At 36.1% G+C, this 23,374-nt stretch carries 26 protein-coding genes; 14 read left to right on the plus strand and 12 right to left on the minus strand.

The window, feature by feature from the left end:
- Positions 1-21 precede the first annotated feature (21 nt).
- The 7 genes from ACJ2A9_RS00930 to ACJ2A9_RS00960 all read left to right on the plus strand — a co-directional run bounded on the left by ACJ2A9_RS00930 (position 22) and on the right by ACJ2A9_RS00960 (position 9,305).
- Positions 22-1,260: a M20 family metallo-hydrolase gene (locus ACJ2A9_RS00930; RefSeq protein ID WP_441419724.1), complete on the plus strand. Its 1,239-nt coding sequence runs from the start codon at positions 22-24 to the stop codon at positions 1,258-1,260.
- Positions 1,261-1,524: 264 nt separating this feature from the next.
- Complete coding sequence (locus ACJ2A9_RS00935) at positions 1,525-3,195, plus strand: amidohydrolase (protein WP_441419725.1); 1,671 nt, start codon at positions 1,525-1,527, stop codon at positions 3,193-3,195.
- A gap of 162 nt (positions 3,196-3,357) precedes the next feature.
- A complete protein-coding gene (locus tag ACJ2A9_RS00940) occupies positions 3,358-4,836 on the plus strand; it encodes an APC family permease (protein ID WP_441419726.1) in 1,479 nt (492 codons plus the stop codon).
- A gap of 102 nt (positions 4,837-4,938) precedes the next feature.
- On the plus strand, positions 4,939-6,420 hold the full coding sequence (locus ACJ2A9_RS00945; protein WP_441419727.1) for a sodium:solute symporter family protein: 1,482 nt from the start codon (positions 4,939-4,941) through the stop codon (positions 6,418-6,420).
- A 167-nt stretch (positions 6,421-6,587) separates the two neighbouring features.
- A complete protein-coding gene (locus tag ACJ2A9_RS00950; RefSeq protein WP_441419728.1) occupies positions 6,588-7,304 on the plus strand; it encodes a GntR family transcriptional regulator in 717 nt (238 codons plus the stop codon).
- Positions 7,305-7,572: 268 nt separating this feature from the next.
- Positions 7,573-8,709, plus strand: coding sequence for a sensor histidine kinase (locus ACJ2A9_RS00955; RefSeq protein ID WP_441420377.1), 1,137 nt, complete (start codon positions 7,573-7,575; stop codon positions 8,707-8,709).
- Positions 8,706-9,305, plus strand: coding sequence for a response regulator (locus ACJ2A9_RS00960; protein ID WP_441419729.1), 600 nt, complete (start codon positions 8,706-8,708; stop codon positions 9,303-9,305). Before ACJ2A9_RS00955 ends, ACJ2A9_RS00960 begins: the two co-directional genes overlap by 4 nt.
- Positions 9,306-9,353: 48 nt before the next feature.
- Here the strand turns inward: ACJ2A9_RS00960 and ACJ2A9_RS00965 are convergent, their stop codons facing one another.
- A complete protein-coding gene (locus ACJ2A9_RS00965; RefSeq protein ID WP_441419730.1) occupies positions 9,354-9,446 on the minus strand; it encodes a YjcZ family sporulation protein in 93 nt (30 codons plus the stop codon).
- A gap of 329 nt (positions 9,447-9,775) precedes the next feature.
- Here ACJ2A9_RS00965 and ACJ2A9_RS00970 point away from each other — a divergent pair, with 329 nt between their 5' ends.
- The gene (locus tag ACJ2A9_RS00970; RefSeq protein WP_441419731.1) at positions 9,776-10,735 is read left to right on the plus strand and encodes an NAD(P)H-dependent flavin oxidoreductase; all 960 of its coding nucleotides are present in this window, start codon (positions 9,776-9,778) and stop codon (positions 10,733-10,735) included.
- 139 nt (positions 10,736-10,874) lie between these two features.
- Here ACJ2A9_RS00970 and ACJ2A9_RS00975 read toward each other — a convergent pair whose 3' ends face one another.
- A complete protein-coding gene (locus tag ACJ2A9_RS00975; protein WP_441419732.1) occupies positions 10,875-11,222 on the minus strand; it encodes a DUF3888 domain-containing protein in 348 nt (115 codons plus the stop codon).
- A gap of 482 nt (positions 11,223-11,704) precedes the next feature.
- On the opposite strand from ACJ2A9_RS00975, the gene ACJ2A9_RS00980 reads away from it, so the two are divergent.
- Complete coding sequence (locus ACJ2A9_RS00980; protein WP_441419733.1) at positions 11,705-12,139, plus strand: MaoC/PaaZ C-terminal domain-containing protein; 435 nt, start codon at positions 11,705-11,707, stop codon at positions 12,137-12,139.
- Positions 12,140-12,352: 213 nt separating this feature from the next.
- On the opposite strand, the gene ACJ2A9_RS00985 is transcribed toward ACJ2A9_RS00980, so the two are convergent.
- Positions 12,353-12,556, minus strand: coding sequence for a hypothetical protein (locus tag ACJ2A9_RS00985; protein WP_441419734.1), 204 nt, complete (start codon positions 12,554-12,556; stop codon positions 12,353-12,355).
- A 446-nt stretch (positions 12,557-13,002) separates the two neighbouring features.
- Between ACJ2A9_RS00985 and ACJ2A9_RS00990 the strand changes: the two genes are divergently transcribed.
- The 3 genes from ACJ2A9_RS00990 (at position 13,003) to ACJ2A9_RS01000 (ending at position 14,693) form a co-directional block, all read left to right on the plus strand.
- Complete coding sequence (locus ACJ2A9_RS00990) at positions 13,003-13,224, plus strand: YdbC family protein (RefSeq protein WP_441419735.1); 222 nt, start codon at positions 13,003-13,005, stop codon at positions 13,222-13,224.
- 394 nt (positions 13,225-13,618) lie between these two features.
- The gene (locus ACJ2A9_RS00995) at positions 13,619-13,900 is read left to right on the plus strand and encodes a YkvA family protein (protein WP_441419736.1); all 282 of its coding nucleotides are present in this window, start codon (positions 13,619-13,621) and stop codon (positions 13,898-13,900) included.
- Between the two features lie 22 nt (positions 13,901-13,922).
- Positions 13,923-14,693 (plus strand): TerC family protein, encoded by a 771-nt coding sequence (locus ACJ2A9_RS01000; protein WP_441419737.1) that lies wholly within the window; start codon positions 13,923-13,925, stop codon positions 14,691-14,693.
- Between the two features lie 161 nt (positions 14,694-14,854).
- On the opposite strand, the gene ACJ2A9_RS01005 is transcribed toward ACJ2A9_RS01000, so the two are convergent.
- The 9 genes from ACJ2A9_RS01005 to ACJ2A9_RS01045 form a co-directional block, all read right to left on the minus strand.
- A complete protein-coding gene (locus tag ACJ2A9_RS01005) occupies positions 14,855-15,142 on the minus strand; it encodes a YxcD family protein (protein ID WP_441419738.1) in 288 nt (95 codons plus the stop codon).
- Positions 15,130-15,591, minus strand: a complete 462-nt coding sequence (locus ACJ2A9_RS01010) for a hypothetical protein (protein WP_441419739.1) — start codon at positions 15,589-15,591, stop codon at positions 15,130-15,132. Before ACJ2A9_RS01010 ends, ACJ2A9_RS01005 begins: the two co-directional genes overlap by 13 nt.
- A gap of 154 nt (positions 15,592-15,745) precedes the next feature.
- Positions 15,746-16,201, minus strand: a complete 456-nt coding sequence (locus ACJ2A9_RS01015) for a hypothetical protein (protein WP_441419740.1) — start codon at positions 16,199-16,201, stop codon at positions 15,746-15,748.
- Positions 16,202-16,211: 10 nt separating this feature from the next.
- Positions 16,212-16,568 (minus strand): NAD(P)-binding protein, encoded by a 357-nt coding sequence (locus ACJ2A9_RS01020; RefSeq protein ID WP_441419741.1) that lies wholly within the window; start codon positions 16,566-16,568, stop codon positions 16,212-16,214.
- The gene (locus ACJ2A9_RS01025) at positions 16,565-17,053 is read right to left on the minus strand and encodes a hypothetical protein (RefSeq protein WP_441419742.1); all 489 of its coding nucleotides are present in this window, start codon (positions 17,051-17,053) and stop codon (positions 16,565-16,567) included. The genes ACJ2A9_RS01020 and ACJ2A9_RS01025 overlap by 4 nt, the downstream gene beginning before the upstream one ends.
- 191 nt (positions 17,054-17,244) lie before the next feature.
- Positions 17,245-18,093 (minus strand): alpha/beta fold hydrolase, encoded by an 849-nt coding sequence (locus ACJ2A9_RS01030; RefSeq protein WP_441419743.1) that lies wholly within the window; start codon positions 18,091-18,093, stop codon positions 17,245-17,247.
- Between the two features lie 83 nt (positions 18,094-18,176).
- On the minus strand, positions 18,177-18,587 hold the full coding sequence (locus ACJ2A9_RS01035) for a GGDEF domain-containing protein (protein ID WP_441419744.1): 411 nt from the start codon (positions 18,585-18,587) through the stop codon (positions 18,177-18,179).
- A 34-nt stretch (positions 18,588-18,621) separates the two neighbouring features.
- Positions 18,622-19,440, minus strand: a complete 819-nt coding sequence (locus tag ACJ2A9_RS01040; RefSeq protein ID WP_441419745.1) for a cytochrome c oxidase assembly protein — start codon at positions 19,438-19,440, stop codon at positions 18,622-18,624.
- On the minus strand, positions 19,433-19,924 hold the full coding sequence (locus ACJ2A9_RS01045; protein ID WP_441419746.1) for a DUF2243 domain-containing protein: 492 nt from the start codon (positions 19,922-19,924) through the stop codon (positions 19,433-19,435). Before ACJ2A9_RS01045 ends, ACJ2A9_RS01040 begins: the two co-directional genes overlap by 8 nt.
- A 213-nt stretch (positions 19,925-20,137) precedes the next feature.
- Between ACJ2A9_RS01045 and ACJ2A9_RS01050 the strand changes: the two genes are divergently transcribed.
- Together ACJ2A9_RS01050 and ACJ2A9_RS01055 are read left to right on the plus strand one after the other, a co-directional pair.
- Positions 20,138-22,195: a bifunctional diguanylate cyclase/phosphodiesterase gene (locus ACJ2A9_RS01050; RefSeq protein ID WP_441419747.1), complete on the plus strand. Its 2,058-nt coding sequence runs from the start codon at positions 20,138-20,140 to the stop codon at positions 22,193-22,195.
- A 14-nt stretch (positions 22,196-22,209) separates the two neighbouring features.
- Positions 22,210-23,373: a diguanylate cyclase domain-containing protein gene (locus tag ACJ2A9_RS01055; protein ID WP_441419748.1), complete on the plus strand. Its 1,164-nt coding sequence runs from the start codon at positions 22,210-22,212 to the stop codon at positions 23,371-23,373.
- The last annotated feature ends 1 nt before the right edge of the window (position 23,374 follow it).

Here is a 23,374-nt window from a genome sequence, read left to right on the forward strand (position 1 = left end):
GTTAGCGAAAGGGGGATGAACTTGTATATTAAAGAGGAAAGAGTTAAAGAAAGGTTTAGAAGCATAAATAACATAGGGAAAAATGAAAAAAATGGAATTCAGCGTTTAGCTCTAACAGCAGAAGATAAGCAAGTAAGGGATTGGTTTGTAATGTGGCTGAAATCATTAGAGTTAGAGGTGAGAATTGATGATTTCGGTAATATCTTTGGTCGAAAAGAAGGAGAACAACCGACTTTGCCACCCATCGTCTTAGGATCACATCTTGACTCAGTTCCAAACGGAGGAATGTATGATGGTGTTTTAGGGGTTTTAGCTGGACTAGAGGTTATCGAAACACTGCGCGAACATAATATCATCCATTCATACCCAATTGAAGTAGCTATGTTTACAAATGAAGAAGGAGCCAGGTTTCCTACACCGATGTTAGGAAGTGCGGCAATGACCGAAGCGTTAAAAAAAGATCATGTATATGATATGAAGGATGATAGCGGAAATGCATTCATTGATGAATTAAAAAAAATAAATTATCTAGGGAAAAAGGAAAATCGGCTTAATGATGTCACCTTATTTGCAGAACTGCACATTGAACAAGGACCAATTTTAGAAGAAAAGAAAAAACAAGTGGGTATTGTAAAAGGAATACAGGGATTATCTTGGCATCATGTTACCTTTTTCGGTCAATCAGATCATGCAGCAACCACACCAATGCATAATCGGAAGGATGCTCTAATAAGTGCTGTAAAGGTTATGAACTCCTTAAACCAGTGGGCTAGCCTACAAGGGAACCGAACTCTTGTCACTTTTGGTAAGTGTTCTGTAAAACCCAATGTAGGGAACGTAATACCGAATGAATGTAGTTTCTCGATTGATATAAGACATCATGACCATAATCAATTATTAAGAGCGATTGATCATATTAAGGGTATTATTCAAGAGGTATCTATTGAAGAAGGAACTAGATGTCTAATCGAAGATCTTTCCTTTCAGCAACCAGTACATTTTACAGGGGGATTTGATGCTAAATTAAAACATCTCTGTCAAGAGAATGGGATCTCCTATGAATTAATGTTTAGTGGTGCAGGACATGATGCAATGTATATGAGTCGATTAGGCGATACAATTATGGTCTTTGTTCCAAGCATAAATGGTAAAAGCCATTGTACTGAAGAATATTCTCAATGGCCTGATGTTGTCACTAGTATAGATTTACTCTACCAATTAGTAGTGAGTTTAATAAATTCAAAAGATATATTAGAATAAAAAAATGCGCTTTTCGTGAGAAGCTATTTTATCACTTTTATTATAAAGGAGAATATTCATTAACTATTCTTATTATGGGTATCTATATATTTAATATTTTGAATATTTAGAATTTATTGACTACGAAAATTGCATGTGTTTTAATTATATGAAATGGTAAGGTTGCTATAAGTTTAAATAATTTTATGATTCTCATGATGAATACGCTTACATTTAGCGGCAGTTCCTTATCTAATAAATTATTAAAAAAGAAAGGGGAAGCAAATGCAAAAAATAGATTTACTCATAAAAAATGCAAACATAATAACTCTAGATATCTCAAATAGTCGTGCTGGATCATTAGCTGTATCGAAAGGGAAAATTGTAAATATATGGAGAGAGAAAGAACCTGCAAAAAATGAAGTAATCATTGATTCCAATACTGAAATTATTGATCTAAAGGGAAATACGTTACTACCGGGGTTTATAGATACGCATAATCATTTATTGATGTATTCTCAATTTCGAGAACAAGTAAATTGCAGTAGTCCTCTCAATCGAACGATATCTAATATTTTAGAACGTATTAAGGAAGTAGCAAATGAAAAGGAAAAAAATGAATGGATAATGGGTTGGGGTTATGATGATACTCTTTTGGAAGAAAAACGTCATCCGACTAGAAGCGAATTAGATCGGGTAGCTCCGGATCATCCTGTTTTTATCCGACATATATCAGGGCATTTTGCAACTGTTAATTCCAAAGCTTTACAATTAGCGAATATTCAGGAGGAAATTGGTAATCCAAGAGGGGGATTTTTTGGTAGAGATCACAATGGTCGATTAGACGGTGTATTGCATGAGCTGCCAGCTATGGAACCAATTATGAAGGTTCTACCAGTATTAACTGAAGAAAGATTAACTTCAGTAATAGAAAAAGGAGCGAAAGACTATCTAGCACAAGGGATAACAACGAGTACTGATGCTGGAGTTGGTCTCGATCAAGGAATAACGGAATTTAATGCGCATGTGCGAGCAGTCTCTGAAGGAAAGAATCCTCTGCGAATGAGATTAATGGTATTACACCATTTGTTACGAAAAGGAAGTCATTTTGGCAATTATTCGGCACAGCAGCTTGATCGACACATACGTCATGAATCGAATAATAGAGCTGTTTTGGATAGTGCAAAGCTGTTTCAAGATGGTTCAATCCAAGGATTGACTGGTGCGTTACGTCACCCGTATTTTTGTAATAACGAGTTAATAGGCGAACTATTGCATGAGCAACAGGAATTTACTGAAGAAATATTAGATTTACATGATCGAGGTTTTCGAATTGCTATTCATGGAAATGGAGACAGGGCAATTGGTTCGATACTAGATGCATATTCCAAGGTATTGCACTCTTCACCGCGAAGTGATCATCGTCATCGAATTGAGCATGTACAGACAGCCACATTAGAAGATCTAGACCGAATGGAAAAATTAGGGGTCGAAGCTTCGTTCTTTATCAATCATATTTATTATTGGGGTGAGAGACACAGATCAATATTTTTGGGAGAAGAAAGAGCACAACAGATGAATCCTTTAAAAAGTGCAATTGAACGTGATATTAAGTTTACGTTGCATTCCGACTGTCCAATTACGCCAATCTCGCCATTATTCTCGATATGGGCAGCAGTTAACCGTGTTACCAGTGCTGGAAATATACTTGGTGCTAACCAGCGTTGTGATATGGAAACAGCTCTAAAATCAATGACCATTTACGGGGCTAGACTAAATTTCGAGGAGCATATTACTGGAAGTATAGAAATCGGTAAACAGGCAGATTTTGCTGTACTAACTAATGATCCTACATTGTGTAATCCAATAGAAATAAAAGACATAGTCGTAACTGCAACAATGATTAACGGAAAAGTAGTCTATGAAAGCCCGCAAAAAAATTACACATTCTCATAAATTAAAATGGCTGCTAAAAAAGTATGAAAGAATTACACTGATAACATTCTATATGGTCCGGACAACGTGACGACCGTATAAAATTGAGAAGGGGATTGTTAGTAAAAGACCATATGAATCCTAAGTTCATTATTAAAATGACTATTTACTAGGAGGCGAATTATGGAGGATAGGAAGCAATTAAAACAAACATTAAAGCCACATTGGGTATGGGCAATTGCTTTAGGATCGGCAGTAGGATGGGGGTGTTTTATTCTTCCAACCGTATGGATGGGGCAAGCTGGTCCACTTGGAACAATTATTGGACTTGGAATTGGCGCACTCCTTATGCTGATTATAGCTGTCAGTTACGGTTTTATGGTAAATCGTTTCCCGGTTTCCGGAGGAGAGTTTGCCTATGCCTATATAGGGTTTGGACGTAACCATGCATATGTAGCTGGTTGGTTCTTGACCTTAGGCTATATGTGTATTGTAGCATTAAATGCGTCCGCTCTGGCATTATTAGGAAAGTTTATTTTCCCTTCTATTACGACCCAAGGGTACATGTATAGTATAGGTGGATGGGAAGTATCATTTGGGGAAGTTTTAATTGCTAGTTTAGCGCTTCTTGTTTTCGCCTACTTAAACATTAGGGGAGCAGCTATTTCTGGAAGATATCAATTTATTTTTTGTATTCTACTAATTAGTGGTGTCGTTATCTTAACTTTAGCTATGTTATTGCATCCAGACACATCACTCAGTAATATGCAACCATTATTCAAACCGGAAGTTCCTGTTTGGACAGCAATTATTGCAATTGTGGCAATCGCACCATGGGCTTACGTAGGTTTTGATAACATCCCTCAGGCGGCGGAAGAATTTAATTTCTCTCCTGAGAAAGCATTTAATTTAATCATTTTCTCTATCATCGTTGCAGCAATAATATATTCCTTAATGATCGTTGTTACTGCAGTTGGAATGCCATGGCAAAGTATAGTTGATGGGAAACCGATTTGGGGAACTGGTGATATCGTTTCCAGCAACCTGGGGATTCTAGGCATGACCCTTTTAGCCATGTCAGTTTGTATGGGAGTATTTACCGGTCTAAATGGTTTTTATGTAGCATCTAGCCGTCTGTTATTTGCGATGGGACGTGCACAAATCTTACCACAGGCGTTTGGAAATCTCCATCCAAAATATGGAACACCATATGTAGGGATTATCTTTACGTGTATGATTTGTCTTATTGCCCCATGGTTTGGTCGAGAAGTTCTTTTATGGATCGTAGATATGTCAGCAACAGGGGTCACAATCGCTTATTTCTATACTTGTATTGTTGCATATAAATTTTTTAGATGGTCAGAAGATAGTCAAGGTGGGCCTCAATCAAAAGAAACAGTTTCACCAATTAAGAAAGGATTAGCACTATTAGGTGCCCTTTGCTCAATTTCATTTCTAGCGTTGTTACTCTATCCTGGCTCGCCAGCGGCTATGGGTACCCCATCATGGATTGCATTGGCCGTTTGGATTCTTTTAGGGATCATCTTTTATTTATATAAAGGAAAAGGATTTAGGGAAATACCAGAGGAAAAGCTTGATTTTTATATTCTTGGTGATACAAAGAAAAACGCAGATGCATTACCAAAAGTTTCGAATAAATAAATGGTTTCAATAAGATTAACCAAAACAAATGGAATAAGCATAGTCACGGTTAGCTATCTTTGTTTTCACGGTTCTATAGAATATAAACATGGGAGGTAGTTTATGGGCTGGTATTTTGGTTACATGCTTGTTTATGTTGCATTTATGTTCACCCTTGGTTTTTATTATTTTAAAAGGGTGAAAACATCAAAGGATTATTTAATTGCAGGCTGGAATATGGGATTCTGGTCAATTGTTGGAACGATAGTTAGTACGTTTTGTGGAGCTGCGGTGTTTATTGGTTGGGTAGGAATGGGTTTTACTGTAGGTCTTTCAGGTTTTTTCCAGTTTGCGTTACCAGCCATATTTTTTAGTATCCTTTTAATAGCAGTCTTTGCTAAACCATTAAGAAGACAAAGACTTTTTACAATGGCTGACCTGTTTAGTGAAAGGTTCGGGAAAAAAATGGGGATCATTCCTTCAATTTTATCAGCGTTTATCTATTCTGTTCCGACTTTAGCTCTGCAGATTGTTGGGATGACAACCGTATTTACGATAGCTTTCGGGATGGAGGTAACGACCGGTTTAATTGTGGCCTTTGCGTTAATTTTAGGTTTTACGGTGTTGGGGGGACTTCCGGCAACAATTATTACTGATGCGATTCAAAGCATTATATTGATCGTAGGTATTTTAACGTTATTTATTGCGAGCCTGTACTACGGTGGCGGCTTAGGAAACATTGTTGCGGAAACACCGATAGAATTTTTAACACCTGTAGGACCTAATGGGCTAACTGCCGTTCTATTATTTGCTCTGTCGGTAGGTCCATTCTATTTGATTTGGCAATCAACATGGCAACGTATTTTCGCCTCAAAAACAGAAACAATTGCCAAAAAAGCGGGTATTACTGGTTTTGCAATTGCCGGGCTTATTTCAATACTACCATATTCAATTGGAGTGATTGCCAGAAGTTACGTTCCAGCAGATATCCATCCTGATTTATTGTTTTCTTATGTTACAGCTGAGCTATTAACCCCTGCATTGGGAGGAATTGTTCTTGTAGGTTTATTAGCTGCATTAATGACGGGCGCTACATCCTTTATTCTACAGGGAAGTTCTAACCTAACAAAAGATTTGTACCATCATCTTATTAATCCAAATGCAAGTGATAAAAAGTTGATGTTCGTTTCCCGGCTTACTGTTGTAATTATTTCCTTGTTAGGGCTCCTAGTAGCATTCTATTTAACTAATATCATTGCAATGTATCAATGGGCACTCAGGTTATCGGCAGCAACATTAGTGTTCCCGTTTCTGGCAATCATGTTTTGGAAAAGAGTCACAAAAACAGGTGTTTTCAGCAGTATGGTTTTAGCACTAATTGCTACACTTATGTACCCTTATCTAGGGTTAAATATTGACCACACAATCTTTGGCTTATCCGTTTCATTTATAAGTTTAGTCGGTATAAGTTTACTAACAAAACATTCTGATACAGAACAAGTAAAGGCTGTTTATTGGGAAGATTTGGACTCAGCGAAACGAAGAAATATGGATGAGGATACCGAGCATGGAATTGAATTAAACCAAAAAGCTGTGTCCGATTAAAAAAGGATAGATTAACAAAGAGAAAAAGGGGAGGTATAAAAGAATTTTCTTTTAAACCTCTCTTTCTCGTCTTTTCTGAATAACTATTTGTAATTTTCATATGTTGTATGATTTAATTAATTAAAGGTATTTTTAATTAGTACCCAATGTATGGAGTTGATATAAAGATGTCGTTTGATAATCATGACCATATTCCTATTCATATTCAATTAAAAAAAGAGTTAGAAAGTAAAATAATAAATGGATATTATAACGAAAAGCTCCCTAGTGAACGGGAATTAATGGAACAATATTCTGTAAGTCGCAGTACAGTTCGCGAAGCAATCAGCTACCTTGTACGCGAAGGTTTTTTAGAAAAAAAACACGGCAAGGGTACTTTTGTAAATATAAAACCAATTCAAGACTGGCTGGGAAATTTAAGCAGTACTACTGAAACTTTGAAGAAAATGGGAATGAAACCAGGAGCAAAACTATTAAATCATGGGATTATTACCCCGTCTCACGACATAAAACATTTAAAAGAATATGGAGATATTTATTTTATTAAAAGAATGCGGTATGCGGATGACATACCAATGGCAATTGAAAATCATTATTATCCAATAGAAATAGGAAAAAAGTTATTGGAGTTTAACCTTGATGACGCAACAATTTATGACCTGCTTGAAAAAGAATTAAATATTCACTTATATGAAGCAGAACAGACAATTACAAGCGGAAGCTTCAATGCAGAAGATGAAGACTATTTAGGAATACAACATATTAGTGCTCTAATCTCAGATAGAATGATTAAGGATAATAATGGGAACTGGGTTGAATATTACAAAGCATTTTATAGGTCTGATATGTATTCATTCACTATAAAGCTCTCGCGAAAATATTAGGCTTGATTGAAACTACTAAGCTATTTACAATTGAAAATTAATCTGAGTAAAGGTACTTTAAAGGACTGACAGTTCTTAAAGTACCTTTTCAAATTAGAAAACAGAATTTCCGTAATCATTAGATACTGTTCTTTTATAAGCAGAAAAAGACATTCCTAAGGAAAAGAAACAGCCTTCTTATTTCTGTATAGGTCTTTTTAGGACGAAGGAAGCGTAAATGTGTATAATGAGAGTAAGAATGAATTGGAAAAAAGTAAGTGAGGTTACTATGCAAAGTTGGTATAATATTTTTCCGAAGAATACAGGTCTTAGTATTTATGTTTGGATTATTTTTTGTTTATTACCGTTCTATTTTATTTTCAGGTCATCCACAGCATGGGAAATTATAACTGGTATTGTCATGATCCTGTTATTTTTTGCGGCTTATCGATTATCGTTTATTTCAAAGGGAAAACTTGTTTACCTTTGGGTAGGAATTGAAATTGTCATTAGCATTGGAATGACATTAGTTTATGGATACGTCTATTTTGCCTTGTTTCTCGCCTTTTTTATTGGCAATATACAAAACAAAATCGGTTTTTTCACATTGTATGTCGTCCATTTGCTCACAACGATTATTGCAGTAACATTAAGCTTTTATACACAAACAGAGCTATTCTTTTCGCAGTTTCCGTATATTGTGATCACAGTTATAGGTGTGATTTTACTACCGTTTAATACGTACAATCGAATTAAACAAGAAAAGCTCGAAGGTGAATTAGAGCTTGCCAATAATAAAATTTCACAATTGATGGTCATTGAAGAAAGACAGCGGATTGCCCGTGACCTTCATGATACACTTGGTCAAAAATTATCGCTGATCGGCTTAAAAAGTGATTTGGCGCGTAAATTAACAAAGGTTAATCCTGAGGCAGCAGTTCTTGAACTCAATGATATTAACCAAACAGCAAGAACTGCCTTGAAGGAAGTTCGTGAAATGGTATCCGATATGCGTGGTGCGAAGCTTGAGGATGAAATTGTACATATTCAACAAATTTTAAAAGCAGCTCAAATGGAATGCACGATTGAAGGGGATGTCAACCTTAGCCATACACCACTGTTAGTTGAAAGTGTTGTTACAATGTGCTTGAAAGAAGCAGTAACAAATGTTGTTAAGCATAGTCAGGCAATGTCATGCAAAATTGTTATTCAGGAATCACCTGAGGAACTGAAAGTCATTGTAGAAGATGATGGGATTGGGATCTTAACAAATAAAGAACCAGTGAAAGGCTATGGTCTACGTGGAATTAGAGAACGGTTGGATTTTGTAAACGGCAGTCTCGAAATTATGAAGAAGAAGGGAACAACACTGGCAATACGTGTACCGAATGTCATTCAGCAAACAAAAGAGGGGGGATTGGTGTGATCAAAATCGTTATTGCTGAAGATCAGCGAATGCTTCTTGGTGCTCTCGGTGCGTTACTTGATTTGGAAGAAGATATGGAAGTAGTCGGGAAGGCTAAAAATGGTGAGGAAGCACTCACTTTAGTGAAACAGCTCAAACCGGATATATGTATTATGGACATTGAAATGCCATTAAAAAGTGGACTTGATGCAGCTGAAGAACTGATTGGGGAGTCTTGCAAAGTGATTATCTTAACTACCTTTGCCAGAGCTGGATATTTTGAGCGAGCCCGGAAAGCTGACGTAAGAGGTTATTTACTTAAAGATAGTCCGAGTGAGGAATTAGCAACTGCCATCCGCACAATTATGGATGGCAGAAGAGTTTATTCACCAGAGTTAGTTGATTTAGCCTATAGTAATGAAAACCCATTAACTGCGAGAGAAAAGCAAGTCATTGAGTTGATTGCTGATGGGAAAAGCACAAACGAAATCGCCACTGAGCTTTCGCTTACAAACGGTACTGTCAGAAATTATATTTCCGTCATCCTTGATAAACTTGATGTTGGTAACCGAATCGAAGCGATCTCAAAATTTAAGGAAAAAGGCTGGTTTAAGTAATTAAAAGAAAAGAGTCAACATGTCGACATGTTGACTCTTTTGTATTTCTTAGTAACCAGCAAAAGATGCTCCAACGATAATTAATAAAATAAACAGCACAACGATTAACACGAAGTTGTTAGCATAAGAATATCCGCTCATTACATTCACTCCTTTTCTTACAATATTCAGGAGGTCTTCACCCCCTCTATTGACATGCTATGAAAAAAAATAAAATGTGATTGGATATTTACCTTTCTATTGTAATAAAAAAATATTTTTGAATCTTTTTAGTTAAAAGAAAATTATCTAAAATCAGCTGGTTATCCACAATACTCGCTGCATTACACCAATGTACTGACCAATTATTCTTTTAGATTAGGTAAATTGAAATCTTCTCGGATATAAATAAATGATGTTGCAGGGATTCCTGACTTTTTCGTGAATATTACTATAGTATAGAATTCATAGAAAAAGGAGTGCGATGGCTAATGAAAACCCGTGTCACTGAAATTTTTGGAATAAAATATCCAATTGTTCAGGGAGGACTTGCTTATTTGGCATATGCTGATTTGGCCGCGGCTGTTTCTAATGCTGGTGGACTTGGTCAAATTACAGCTGCGACATTAAGAACACCTGAAAAACTTCGAGAGGAAATTCGAAAGGTTCGTAAACTGACTGATCGTCCGTTCGGTGTAAACTTTGCGATTGCCAGACATGATGGACAATATAAGGAATTATTGGAAGTAGCAATTGAAGAAAAGGTACCGGCAATATCGATCACTGGGGCAAACCCTCAGCCTGTATTTGAACGGTTAAAAGGTGAGGACATTCGTACACTTGTACTTGTCGCAGGAGTACGACAAGCGGTGAAGGCAGAAGAATTAGGTGCTGATGCTGTAATGGCAGTTGGTCAAGAAGGCGGCGGTCATTTAGGTCGTGATGATATTGGGACAATGGTTCTCATTCCTCGTGTGGTTGATTCCGTTTCGATTCCAGTATTGGCAAGCGGCGGCATTGGTGATGGACGTGGCTTTTTAGCAGCCCTTGCTCTGGGAGCAGAAGGAATTGAAATGGGGACTAGATTCATTGCAACACAGGAGTGTGTTCATGCAAGTGAAGCTTATAAGGAATCGATCGTTCATTCAAATGAAACAGATACTGTTATTATTAAGAAAACAATTGGGGCACCTGGTCGCGTTCTTAAATCAGATTTTGCAGATCAAATTATTCAACGTGAAAAAGAAGGGGCTACATATGAAGATTTAAAAGATTTACTAAGCGGTCAAACGAATTGTAAATTCATCTATGAAGGTAAAAAATCAGAAGGCTTCGGCTGGGCTGGACAGGTGATCGGCCTCATTAATGATGTACCAACTGTTCAAGAATTGTTTGATGATATCATGTTAACTGCAGAGAACGGACGTAATCGGTTTAACGAAATTTTTTAAGCGTCCTGGCACAATAGTTAAATAAAAATAACGAATAAGGGTACTAATCGATTTAAGATTCAGATACCCTTATTTGTATGGATATGACACTTTATCAGATGATCGCCAGTGCCGTCAACGACTTAAATTCCATGATTAATCATTGGCCCCATGTTACATTGTATTCCAACAATTCAATTTCAGGTAGCTTGAATATCATTGTTTCAGTAGCATAAGGGGGATTGTGTGCCCCTTCGAAAGTGGTTATCTGAATCGTAACTGTATACGATGTAATGGTGTGTGGATCAGGTCTTGATATGTCTACTATTTTTTCATTGCCGCGATACCATAGACGACCAGTCCCTTTTTTAGAAACGGCATCACTGATGTGAGGAAGCATTGCCTCAATAAAAGCCCCTTCTAATAAATCATGATCAATTGTTTCTGCTTGTACTTGCTGTGTAAATATCAACATCAAAAAAAAGTAAAGAGTAATCGGCTTTTTCATAAGTTCATCTCCATTTTTTTATACTTCTAGTATTATTTACTAATACTGCAGTTACATATGACCATAAACACAAAAAAAGAAACGCACATGATCTCTGTGCGTTAAACTATTATAGCTAAACAATTTGAACAAAAGTCTTAAGACAGCAGTAACCGAAGCAAGCCCTTTTGTAAAGATAGCGATTGCTATCACTGTGATAAACAGTGAACTTAATAGACTTCCGCCGATTACAGAAACTAATTCTAATTCAGCCGAATCGACATTTTCAAAGATAAATTTGGAACTGCTGAATTGGATAAAATAAGACTCATGACATGAAGGAAACCGACGATTCCAATTATCATTTTTGTAAATAAGGACCATTTAATTTACTTTTTTGTAAGCTATGAAACGATAGTGGTCTACAGCTAGATAACTGGTATTTTTTTGTTTATTAGTGTACAATAATTAAAAATATTCTTACTTTTAATGGGGAGGAAATTATGTACATAAATGAATTGGAAATTGGCCAGAAGTTTGTATTAGAGCCTGTTACTATATCTGAAGAGGAAATTTATCGTTTTGCTGAAAAATATGATCCGCAGCCAATACATATTGACAAAGAGTTCGCTATCAACAGTATTTTTAATGGAATTATCGCTTCCGGTTTTCAAACAATAAGCCTCGTATGGAGAAAATGGATCAATGAAGGTATTCATGGAAATGAAATTGTTGGCGGACTTGGGATGGATAATCTCCGTTGGAAACAACCAGTTTATCCAAATGATACGTTACTAACAGAGGTTGAAGTATTGAATACAAAGCTGTCATCACGGGGTGGAAGAGGAACAGCGACGTTTAGATTCGATATTTACAATCAAAACAAAGAGCTGACAACAACATTTGATGTTCACGCTGTTTTAAAAGCGAGAACGTAAAAGAATAACCATCTATATGTACTTATCGGGAAATTATTTAAAGTATTTTCTGGAAGGAAATAGGAATAGGGGAAGATTCATACTCAAAATGTGTGGTTTCTAACTTTTTATCATCGAAAAATGTTGATTTATCAGGGTTTTTGTTAGATTATGCGCTTCCTCAGGAAATAATATAAAATCATATAGAAAAAGTTGTTGTGTCTAGACAATAGCTCAAGCTTTTTCTGATTTTTCTTTGAATCTCATCCAATTGAGCCAGCTAAGCGCTAGAAATCCTGCAGTCATAAAGATAAACTGTAAAGGATCACGATTCAAATTAAAAACAACCGCTAAAACTTCTGCAAGTGGTATAAGAATAAGGCATATGATTGCAATCCACTTATAGATCAAGGGATTCTCATTTCGGCATGCACTCACTATCGTCGGCTCCAATCAGAAATAAAATTTTATGGCAATTCCGTTAACAATTATAACACGGGAGTTATTTTTTGGTAATAGTAAATTTGATAATTGTGAATTTTTTTTGGAGGGGAGTGGAGAACAATGGTCGAAGAAGTCGGGATCTGTTGTATTTGTAAAAGAAAAGTTTATTGCATGGATGGTTTTTTAAATGGTGTAGTCACGAAGGAGAAGGAGGTCTTTTGTTTCTCTTGTGCGAATAAGCGTAATATAGAAGAGAGTTGAGCCATTCAATTAATTGAGTGGCTTTTTTGTGTTATGTATTCAGCTAATTCGACTGATACAGAACAATTAACTAAGAAATCAGCTACTAAAAAAAGATGCCGAAACGTGCGACTTCAGATTATCAACTATGATATATTGATGTAAGAATCGTATCATTTTAATAAAGGGGATTGATTAAAATGGCTGAAATTAAATTTGAAATTCAGGAACAGCTTGGTGTGTTATCAGAGAGTCCAAAGGGGTGGAAGAAGGAATTAAACTTAATTAGCTGGAACGGTCGCCAACCAAAATATGATTTAAGAGATTGGGACCCAGATCATACTAAAATGGGTAAAGGAATGACATTTTCAAAAGAGGAATTAATTCAGCTTAAGAAATTACTTAATGAGCTGGATTTATAATAATAGGAATCCTGATACCAGGAAGATATAAAGATGTCTTCCTGGTATCAAAATTGAAAGAAGGAATCGGACACCGTATTAACACCGGTATTGACAAAAGGACTGTAAAAGATTATATTATGATTAATTATTTGAATAGTTCTCCAAAAGGGGAGTAGCTTTTACAGCAAAGTCGTCATTACAGAGATGAATATCTCTCGGCTTTGTTGGCAACGATTCGTTGTTAGCAAGACCTTTACCAATGGTAGAGGTCTTTTCTTATTTCGTAAACCTTTACCGTTTCTGGTAAAGGTTTTTTTACTTTACTAGATTGAATCATCAAATAAAAGAAAAACAATAACGGAGAGAAGCTAATGTAAAAGGTAGCTATCACCATGGGAAAGGGGAACAGAGAATGAAGTTTTTAAAGCGGATGAAATTTGTACTAAGATTTTGGAGGTCGTTGCCATTTGTCAAAGACTTTTTCATATCAAGAGAAGTACATCTCTCTAAAAAGTTAATTAGTATAGCACTTATTTTTGGATATGCCTTTTTTCCATACGACGTCATTCCAGACTTTTTATTTGTAGTTGGAATTGTTGATGATGCAGTGATCGTCAGTTTAATTATTGAAAGAATGGTGAAGTGGGCACCAAAAGAGTTAATCGAAAAGTATCAGCTTGATAGAAAAATATAATCGATAAGAGGAGGAAGTTGCAGTGGAGATTTCGATATTAATAGAGTATGGCTGGGTTTTACTCGTACTTATTGTCCTTGAAGGATTGTTAGCAGCTGATAATGCTCTTGTTTTGGCAATCATGGTGAAGCATCTTCCACCAGAGCAAAGAAGAAAGGCGCTATTTTACGGTCTTGCTGGTGCATTTGTTTTCCGATTTGGTTCATTATTTGCTATTTCATTTCTCGTTGGAGTGTGGCAAATTCAAGCGATTGGTGCGTTGTACCTTTTATTCATTGCTGTGAATCATAATATTAGGAAACTCGTATTCCGTCCGAAAGGCGAAAATATTGAGGGAGAAGAAAAAAAGAAAGCGGGCTTCTGGGCAACCGTTTTCAAGGTAGAATTAGCTGATATTGCATTTGCGGTAGATTCAATCTTGGCTGCTGTAGCCTTAGCAATGGTTCTTCCAAATACGAATCTACCAAATATCGGTGGTTTGGACGGAGGAAAATTTCTCGTTATCTTTGCCGGGGGCTTTATCGGTTTGATTATTATGCGTTTTGCCGCTGATTTCTTTGTTTCTTTACTTCACAAGAAGCCGGGTCTTGAAATAGCCGCATTTTCAATTGTTGGTTGGGTAGGTGTAAAGCTTGCCGTTCTAACATTAGGCCATAAAGAAGTAGGTATTATTTCACATGAATTTGTTCATTCTACTGAATGGAAACTTATCTTTTATTTCATCCTCATAGGAATTGCCGTAGTCGGCTGGTTCCTAACAAAAGATAAGCAAGTTGAGCAAATTAGTGTCTAGTAAATTGGTGTCTAAATTGGTGTCAGGCACCCCTAATGGACAGATGCGGGTAAATGTCCATGGACGGTGTCTGACACCAAAAAATGTGACACCAAAAAATGCCAAAAAAATGACGTCAAAAAAAGCATCGTTTTCAGTATTGAAAACGATGCTTTTCATCTTTATCCAATCTTTGCAATGATACCTTCTTCATCATCAAGAATCAGTTCAATTCCCGAATAGGGGTCTCTGTTCAAGTAGACGTCAAGCCAAAATCTGATGGCTTCGATCATATTTGCTGTAATTAACACTTGTTTCATTCCGTGCACATAGGCTTCTGCTGAAAAACCGTAGTCATCATCATAGAGAAGTTCGACTTCTACTTCCTCAGGTTTTACTTGTTTTTTCCGGGAAACATAGGCACATAAAGCATTAATGACTTCTTGTTCAGATAGAATTAACTGCGCCATGGATTCGCTTCCTCTTTTTCTTTCTTCTCTTTGAAGAAGACATAAATTTTACGGACGACCGCGATAAGAACAACAATAGCTAGAACATTAACAAGTAAACCAAGAATTGAACCTAGTACTCCTAAGTTTGCAAACAGGCTACCGAATAGTAAACCAGCAAGTCCACCAATCATTAACCCTTTCATTAAGCCACCTGACAGAAATCCACCACCTGGTGTATTCGTATTAGTCGTTGTTTTTGCAGGTGTTGTTGTTGCATCTTGCTGCTTATTATTTTGTTGGACATTCGTATTGTTGTCGTTTGTGCTTTTAATATTGTTGTTGAAACTTTTCTTCCCTGATTTATAGCCCTTTGCTTCAACAGCTGTTGATTGATCTTGAAACACAACATCTCCAACCGGTGAAAAAACAAGTACTGCCATCATGATTGCTGCTAATAGTCTTTTCAAAATGTATTCCCTCCATAGATTAATAGATGATTTCAAGCATGTAAGTGAAGTAGGTTCACTCACGATACTATTGTAAAGTATATACGAATTAAAATAAAATAAGTTTCACTTTTTTCTAAAAAAAATTAAATTGAGGGATAGAAGGAATGATTAATCATTGATAGTTTGGTTTCATAAATGTTTTATGCAATAGCTTTCCTAACAATGCCCCTAGAATTAAACCAAAAATTCCAAGCCAAATTGGTCCTAGATAAATACCATTCATATGAAAAACATTTGAATAAACGACACCTAATGTTCCAAGGTAAGCAGCAAGGACGGTAATCGGGAATTTTTTTCTGTTTCCACCTGCATCTACATAGGCGTCCCAAATGGCAAACATATAAATACACGGATAAAACATGATCCACTGATAATCAGTGATTGTAATCGCTTCAGCTATTTTACCTTGAAAGCTTAAGACAATAACTTGATTTAAATTGGCATTAACATTCACCATAAACTCCAAGATAATAAACACGATTCCTTTCAAATATTTTTTATTTAAAAGTTGTGCTACACCAGGTAAGCCAACACTCCAATATACTGCTTCAGTCGTCGATGGTTTCATATTGTCTGTATCACTTTCCTATATTATGTTGATCAACATCATTATCTTTGTAGATGACGTGTTCAACGATATTAATATTATCTGTTGATGTTAGAAAATCATTACTTTCCTTATCAAGAAATTTTGTACTATGAAGAATACGACAAGCTGGTTTTATCGTTAGCCCGTATTGATCATTGAGGTAAGAAGCAAAATCAGAAATCGGACGGTGAAGAATTTCAGGAATGAGTTCTGGATACGTATTACAAGCAAAGGGTCCTTCTTTATTATCAAAAATGTCTAATTGTCCAGTAAATCCTAATTGTTCTAAGCGGTATGCACATGCCGTACCTGAAATACCCGCACCAACAATGGCAATTTTTTTCATAATGTCTCACTCCTGGTTAATATATTCACTTTCCTTAATAGCGTATAATACATAAACATAAGCAAATAGGCGACAGCATAAGAGATATAGGCAAAGATCATGTTCCAACCATTTTTGTATGTGAATGTCTTTAATGCAAGTCCAATGGATTCGAGTCCAATCGTGAGGAGTGAAAATAGAAAGATAACAAAACGTGAACTTTTACCCTTTATATCAATGAAGTAAATCATCCAAGCAGATAAAACAGGGAAGATTCCGAAATCTTGAGGAAGCATCGAGATGTTAGGTAATTTAAATTTAGGTGTATGCCCCCATAATTTCAAATAACTTCCAAATGCATCGACAAAAATAGCTAAAAGTGCTGCAATAGGGGCCATAACAATAATAATTTCTTTCTTTCTTTTAAAGAGAGGAATTGTCGATAGCCACGGGATTACAAAGCCTGTTAGCAAAGTAAACCAAATTGTTCTGATAAAATTTTGCATAAAAATCTCCTATAAATGTAAATAGCTTTTCGTATATAACTTCACCGTAATGCTTGAAAATATACTTTGTTTTTGATTACTCACGGCTAAATGTAGAAATCTTATACACAATTGTTAACATTTTGACGAAGAAACAGAAGTTTGGTCAAAAGAAGCTGACGCTAAAATGTCCTTTCACTGTCAGCTTTAATCTATTTCATTCCTAATGTCAACCATTTGTAACTCACTTTTTGAAGTTCCCGGTAGTAACTGAAACAATGATCGATGTACTTATGAAAAAAAGATGATAAAACGTTGTATTCATTAAGTGCCTTTCCTGCCATAAACTCTTTAATAAGCTTGTTGAACTGCTGACTATTCTCTATATTTGATAAGTGTCCATTGTATAAAGTACGTAGTCGTGCATGTGGAATTCCCCATTTCAGTTGATAAGAAAGCAAAGGAGGTGTAATTTGGTCATAAACACCATTAATAATTAACGTCGGCACATGAATAAACGGCAAGATATATGAATAATTGGCTTTCGAACAATGCTTTGCTGTTTGAATGAATGCTTCACGGTGAATGGTAAAGCTTTTTTCGGTTTTTTGAAGAATGGCTTTGTCTTTTTTTTGTAGACATCGTTCTATAATAGACGCTTTTGTCTGTTCTATCGTCTGGTTTCGAATATTTGTATACTTGTTTGGATGAATTAGCCATGGTACACAGTAAGCAGTTGTGTTTGCTAATATTAATGATTTTACCCGGTCAGGAGCTTGCTTATAAACTTCAAGCGTAACAAGCCCGCCCATAGATAATCCGCAAAACGTGGCCGATTCAATGGATAAGGAATTCAATAATTCCAGAATATCAGCGGCTACATTCGGTAAGGTAATATTAGTGTGATCGATATTTTCACCATGACCTCTTAAGTCTGGAATGATTAATTGATACCTAGAAGAAAGCTCGTGTTGTGAATCCCATAGATGTTTGTTATTACCTAAGCCGTGTATAAAAATAATCGGTTCGCCGTTTCCGACGGAGATATAAGGCATAGTCATTGTGAAACCTCCTTTTTTAAGGAAGTATTGCCTCACATCTTCAAAAACATAATCACAAAAAAACGCAAAGCCTAAGCTTCGCGTCAACTGTTGTCATTCAGTTTTTGGATTAGTAGATAAGGTGACTTTATTTCGTCCATTTTTTTCGATAGGTATAACGCTTTATCAGCGCGCGAGATAAATGGTGAAATATCATCTTGATCAGTCAGTTCTGAGTTGCCAAAGCTAGCGGTTACTTTCTTCACATGGGAAAACGGATGGTTTTCGATTTTCTCTCTTAATCTTTCAGCCAATTTTTGTGCCTGATACTGATTTTGATTTGTTGCCAGTATTAAAAATTCCTCACCGCCCCAACGGGAAAAATAATCGCCATTCCGTACATTCTTATTCAGAAGTAAGGAGAATTCCTTTAACACGGAATCCCCGACCTCATGACTGTAATGATCATTAATCTCTTTGAAATGATCAATATCAACAAGAATATAACAATACAAAAATAAAAAACTAGTAGGGGGATATTTGCCCCTATTAATTAGAAGTTATGTTGGATTGTGAAATAGAGTGAACCAATGACTTTGGTCGGGTCGCCTTAAACCACTGACAGCAAAATAGAAATATAATGACAGCATCAATGAGATCTCCACCATAATACATCAGCATCGCTCCGTTTTCGGCATCGTGCGTTGAAATGCCAAGCGGCGGGTGAGAGTATAGGTATTTCGATAAGATACCGTGGCCAGCGATCGCAATGATCAAGACAACTGAGCGGTAAGCAAATCTTGCTTTGTGTGGAACAGGTTCATAAGGGATCATTGATAAAGTAAATAAATACCCAACTGCAAAAACATGAAGATGAATCAGTGCATATAGCAGCATGCTTTCATGCATTTTTACAAACAATGGAGTCGTATAAAGAAGCCATAACCCACCAATATTTAAGATTGATGCAACAACAGGATCTGTATAAAAACGAGCAACTCGGCTTTTTAACAATCGTGTCATCCTTCTCGAAAAGGAAACAGGCAATGTTCGTAATACAACAGTTACTGGAGAAGCTATTACAATAAGTAGAGGAGCAATCATCCCTAACAAGAGATGACAAAGCATATGCATCGTAAAGCTTTTATGAGCCAACTCAGCTATTGGTCCTGTAACTACTATGAGAACACAAATAATACCAGTAACAAATGACAGTGTTCGAAAAATTGGCCATTTTTTACGATCATTTTGATTGGCGAGCACAATTGCAATTAAATAGAAGAAAAGTGAGAATAATAACGGGAAAATCAATAGTAGCTCCATCAACGAGACGTCTCCTGCGGCCATGCTGTGAGTGTGATTATTCATTTGTAAGTGTCACTCCTAGCTCAGAAAGTTGACGAGTTCGGTAGACAAGAATTGCTCCAACGATAATAAGTACAACTGCGATGATGTTCCAAACAATGTCATAGATGATAACATTCTCAACATAACGAATCTGATGCAGACGCATAAGTTTATGCTGAACCGTTCCATCATACAATTGAAAGATCCCTGCCCCTAGAAGAACACCGCCCCACCACCTAGTCAGCCATACAGCATTTCTCCGTTTCAAATCCGCAAATAAAAAAAGCCCTCCAATTGTTGCAAACCAACTAAAAGCATGGAACAATCCATCTGAAATTAAACCAATGTTAGTTGTTGATTTGTCATAAAAATGGTGCCAGTGAAGAAGTTGATGAAAAACCATTTCATCAAAAAAAGCAATAAACCCTAATCCAAATAATATCCCGGACCAAAGGTTTTTCTTCGTATAAACAAACCGATTTGATTGTTGAAATTCAGTTTTCATGTCTAACTCCACTCCAATAATTGCGTAGTCTGAGGTTATTTTATACAATATTACCCATTTTACTCTTTAACTTTTTTCGTTTTTACTCAATACCAATTAGTTGTGTTTCAATACCCTAGAACGCTATAATGAACACCAGCTTGTTTAACCATAGAAAAAAAGGGCAAATTAAAGGAAGCAATAGTTACAAATGGATTTCTAAAGGAGTTACCTATGCTAAATAAAGAGCTTCAACAATTTTTTAATAGTATTGATGCAACAGTTTGGACAAACGACGTTGTCAACAAAAGAATCTATGTCTCAAAAGGAATTGAGACACTTTTGGGATATACTGTCGAGCAATTTTATGAAGACTACTCATTTTGGACAAGCACTCTCCATGAAGAAGATCGCAAAGCAGGACTTGAGTTTTATGAAACGGTAATGTCAGGAGAAATTGCAAATACAGAGGTTCGTTTTGTTACAACAAATGGCATTCCAATATGGGTGTATATGTCGGGGACACCAATTTTCGATAAAAACAATGATAAAGTAGAAAAAATAAATGGTTTTATTGTAGATATTTCGGAACGAAAACAAACTGAAGACCTGCTTCAGGAAAGTGAAAACCGCTTTCGCAGTGTTGTGGAATTATCACCAAATATGATTATGATTCATCAAGATGAGAAAATTGTGTATGCAAATCCAACAACTGTTCGACTTGCAGGTGTTAATGACTCTTCACAATTAATTGGCAGATCGATCTATGACTTTATTCATCCTTCAGATCGGGAAAAGGCTATTGCGAGAAATGAAAAAATTCAGCAGGGGATGGGGGAAAATACATTTATTGAATACAAACTTGTCAGGCCTGATGGTAAAATCATTCATTTAGAAATGGTTGGAAAACAGTTTTCTTATCAAGGTGCATCAGCTACCCTCGTTGTAGGAAATGATGTAACAAGCAAGAAAGAGTATGAACAGAAAATTAAATATATGGCTTATCATGATTCACTAACCGATTTACCTAATCGCTATATGTACAGCGAAAAGCTGGAAGAAGCTGTGGAACACTGCCAAAAATGCAATCAAACGCTTGCCGTACTTTTTATTGACTTAGATCGTTTTAAATTTATTAACGACACGATGGGGCACGAAGCGGGTGATACTTTGTTAAAGCAAGTCGCACATAGGCTTACAAATTGTGTCCGCGAAAGGGATCTCGTCGCACGGCTTGGCGGTGATGAATTCGCAATATTGCTAGAAAAAATTGATGAAAATCATGTTCGCAATGTGTCGCAACGGATTCTTCAAGCGTTCTCAACACCATTTATGATTAATAATAAAAACTTTTATACGACACCGAGTATCGGAATAAGCCTGTGTCCAAGAGACGGACAAAAGAAAGAACTATTAAACTCAAAAGCAGACCGGGCGATGTATTTAGCAAAGAAAAATGGAAAAAACACCTATCAATTTTATATGGAAGACAATGAAGAGGTGCTTGAGCGGAAAATTAGAATTGAGCAGGATATACGAAAAGCAATCGAAAACAATGAATTTTATTTAGTGTATCAGCCGAAGCTCCATATCGATACAGGTGAAATTTACGGGGTTGAAGCTCTCGTGCGCTGGAAGCACCCTGAATTAGGTTTGATTTCGCCGGTGGAATTTATCCCCATCGTTGAAGAAAGTGGTCTAATTGTTTCATTAGGGAAATGGATTTTAGATGAAGCATGTCGGCAAAACAAGCTATGGAAGGACTGTGGTATTCATATTAAAATGGCAGTCAATGTATCCGCGTTGCAATTTGAAGACCGTCGTTTTGTTGATATCGTTAATCAAACATTGTTTAAACATCGATTACCACCACATTATTTAGGGTTAGAAATTACCGAAAGTGTCATGCAAAACATAAGTAAATCGACTGCAATTATTCACGACTTAAAAACACTAGGGGTAAAAATCTCGATTGATGATTTTGGTACAGGCTACTCATCATTAAGTGTACTAAGTAATCTGCCGATAGATAATGTAAAAATCGATAAATCATTCGTTAATGAAATTACAACCCGCAGAACAACGGCTTCGTTAATTAAAACAATGATTGAGATGGGTGAGCATTTAGAATTTAATTTAATCGCTGAGGGGATCGAAAAGAAAGAACAAGTTGATTTTCTCATTAATAATGGCTGCCGTCTTGGACAAGGATATTATTATAGTCCGCCTTTGCCAGCAGCTGAAGTTGAAAATTTATTGAAAAAGAAATGGATTAATAAAATATCTCATTAATGGGGGAATAGACGATGGAAATGAAAACTAAAATCTATATCCCCTTTTTCAGTTTATTTCTGCTCATGCTCTTTAGCTCATGCTTTGCCTTATATAACGCTTATGAAAACTACCAAGAAAGTTCATCGTTGCATATTGAGTATTATGAAGTCGGAGAGAGTCTGTTTGAATTAGAACAATTAACCTTCTCATTAAGTTTCTTAGCACAAAAGCACATTTTGTCCCAAAATGAAGAGACAATGGATCTTTATGAACAGGAAATTGTACTTACAATTCGCGAGATGAACGATTTAATTAATAGGATTGTGCGAAATATGACATTTATTAATAATCCAGAAGCCTATTCAAGTTTTAGAACAGACTGGCAAGCGTTTTGGAAGGTGTTTGAAACAATGCTTGAGCTAAGTCGTGAAAATAACGATTTGCAATCCCATGTTTGGTTAATTAATGCTAATGCTGAAATTGAAGAGTTAAACGCAAAGTATTTGCAGCCATTTATGGATGAAACCTACGCAGGATATAGAAACTTGCTTCTGCACCAGCATATGAATTTTCAACGTTATTTATTATTAGGATTGTTTTTAATGACATTGTCAATTATCGGTTTTATCTTCACATTTTATTATATTCGCGGTGTATTGAATGAAACAACTGAACTGAAGGAAAAGCTAAAGTTTTTAGCTTTCCATGATGAGCTGACAAGCTTGCCAAATCGGAGAATGTTTGAACAAATCGTAACAGAATCAATTAACGAACCCGATTCCCGGTTTTCAGTGTTTTATTTAGATATGGACAAGTTCAAGTACATTAATGACAATTATGGACATGATATTGGAGATTTAGTTCTGATTGAATTTGTAAGAAGAGTCAGTCAAACAATACGTGAAACCGATCTGATGGGAAGACAAGGTGGTGACGAGTTTACAATTCTTATTCGCGATAACAATGAAGAGAAAATCGCTTGTATAGCAGAACGAATCATATCTTCTCTTCAAGATCCATTATGTGTGAATGGAATCACCTTCAATATAGCAACGAGTATCGGTATTGCTATGTATCCACAGCATGGTACCGATTATTTATCTCTCCTCAAGAATTCTGATATGGCATTATATGAAGCAAAGAAAACCCGGAACACTTTTAAATTTCATAATATAGAAACGACCTTTATCGAATAGT

The organism is Anaerobacillus sp. MEB173, from assembly GCF_052119505.1.
Classification (GTDB): domain Bacteria; phylum Bacillota; class Bacilli; order Bacillales; family JBJMAU01; genus JBJMAU01.

Coding starts and splice junctions, on each gene's coding strand:
- ACJ2A9_RS01030 (WP_441419743.1), bottom strand. CDS start 18,093: ATGACTATGCCTTATATCTCCGTCGGAAACGGCGAACCGATTATTTTT.
- ACJ2A9_RS00955 (WP_441420377.1), top strand. CDS start 7,573: ATGCAAAGTTGGTATAATATTTTTCCGAAGAATACAGGTCTTAGTATT.
- ACJ2A9_RS00950 (WP_441419728.1), top strand. CDS start 6,588: ATGTCGTTTGATAATCATGACCATATTCCTATTCATATTCAATTAAAA.
- ACJ2A9_RS00995 (WP_441419736.1), top strand. CDS start 13,619: ATGAAGTTTTTAAAGCGGATGAAATTTGTACTAAGATTTTGGAGGTCG.
- ACJ2A9_RS00980 (WP_441419733.1), top strand. CDS start 11,705: ATGTACATAAATGAATTGGAAATTGGCCAGAAGTTTGTATTAGAGCCT.
- ACJ2A9_RS00965 (WP_441419730.1), bottom strand. CDS start 9,446: ATGAGCGGATATTCTTATGCTAACAACTTCGTGTTAATCGTTGTGCTG.
- ACJ2A9_RS01045 (WP_441419746.1), bottom strand. CDS start 19,924: ATGAAAACTGAATTTCAACAATCAAATCGGTTTGTTTATACGAAGAAA.
- ACJ2A9_RS01040 (WP_441419745.1), bottom strand. CDS start 19,440: ATGAATAATCACACTCACAGCATGGCCGCAGGAGACGTCTCGTTGATG.
- ACJ2A9_RS01005 (WP_441419738.1), bottom strand. CDS start 15,142: ATGGCGCAGTTAATTCTATCTGAACAAGAAGTCATTAATGCTTTATGT.
- ACJ2A9_RS01020 (WP_441419741.1), bottom strand. CDS start 16,568: ATGAAAAAAATTGCCATTGTTGGTGCGGGTATTTCAGGTACGGCATGT.
- ACJ2A9_RS00940 (WP_441419726.1), top strand. CDS start 3,358: ATGGAGGATAGGAAGCAATTAAAACAAACATTAAAGCCACATTGGGTA.
- ACJ2A9_RS00935 (WP_441419725.1), top strand. CDS start 1,525: ATGCAAAAAATAGATTTACTCATAAAAAATGCAAACATAATAACTCTA.
- ACJ2A9_RS01050 (WP_441419747.1), top strand. CDS start 20,138: ATGCTAAATAAAGAGCTTCAACAATTTTTTAATAGTATTGATGCAACA.
- ACJ2A9_RS01055 (WP_441419748.1), top strand. CDS start 22,210: ATGGAAATGAAAACTAAAATCTATATCCCCTTTTTCAGTTTATTTCTG.
- ACJ2A9_RS01025 (WP_441419742.1), bottom strand. CDS start 17,053: ATGCAAAATTTTATCAGAACAATTTGGTTTACTTTGCTAACAGGCTTT.
- ACJ2A9_RS00970 (WP_441419731.1), top strand. CDS start 9,776: ATGAAAACCCGTGTCACTGAAATTTTTGGAATAAAATATCCAATTGTT.
- ACJ2A9_RS01015 (WP_441419740.1), bottom strand. CDS start 16,201: ATGAAACCATCGACGACTGAAGCAGTATATTGGAGTGTTGGCTTACCT.
- ACJ2A9_RS00990 (WP_441419735.1), top strand. CDS start 13,003: ATGGCTGAAATTAAATTTGAAATTCAGGAACAGCTTGGTGTGTTATCA.
- ACJ2A9_RS00975 (WP_441419732.1), bottom strand. CDS start 11,222: ATGAAAAAGCCGATTACTCTTTACTTTTTTTTGATGTTGATATTTACA.
- ACJ2A9_RS00945 (WP_441419727.1), top strand. CDS start 4,939: ATGGGCTGGTATTTTGGTTACATGCTTGTTTATGTTGCATTTATGTTC.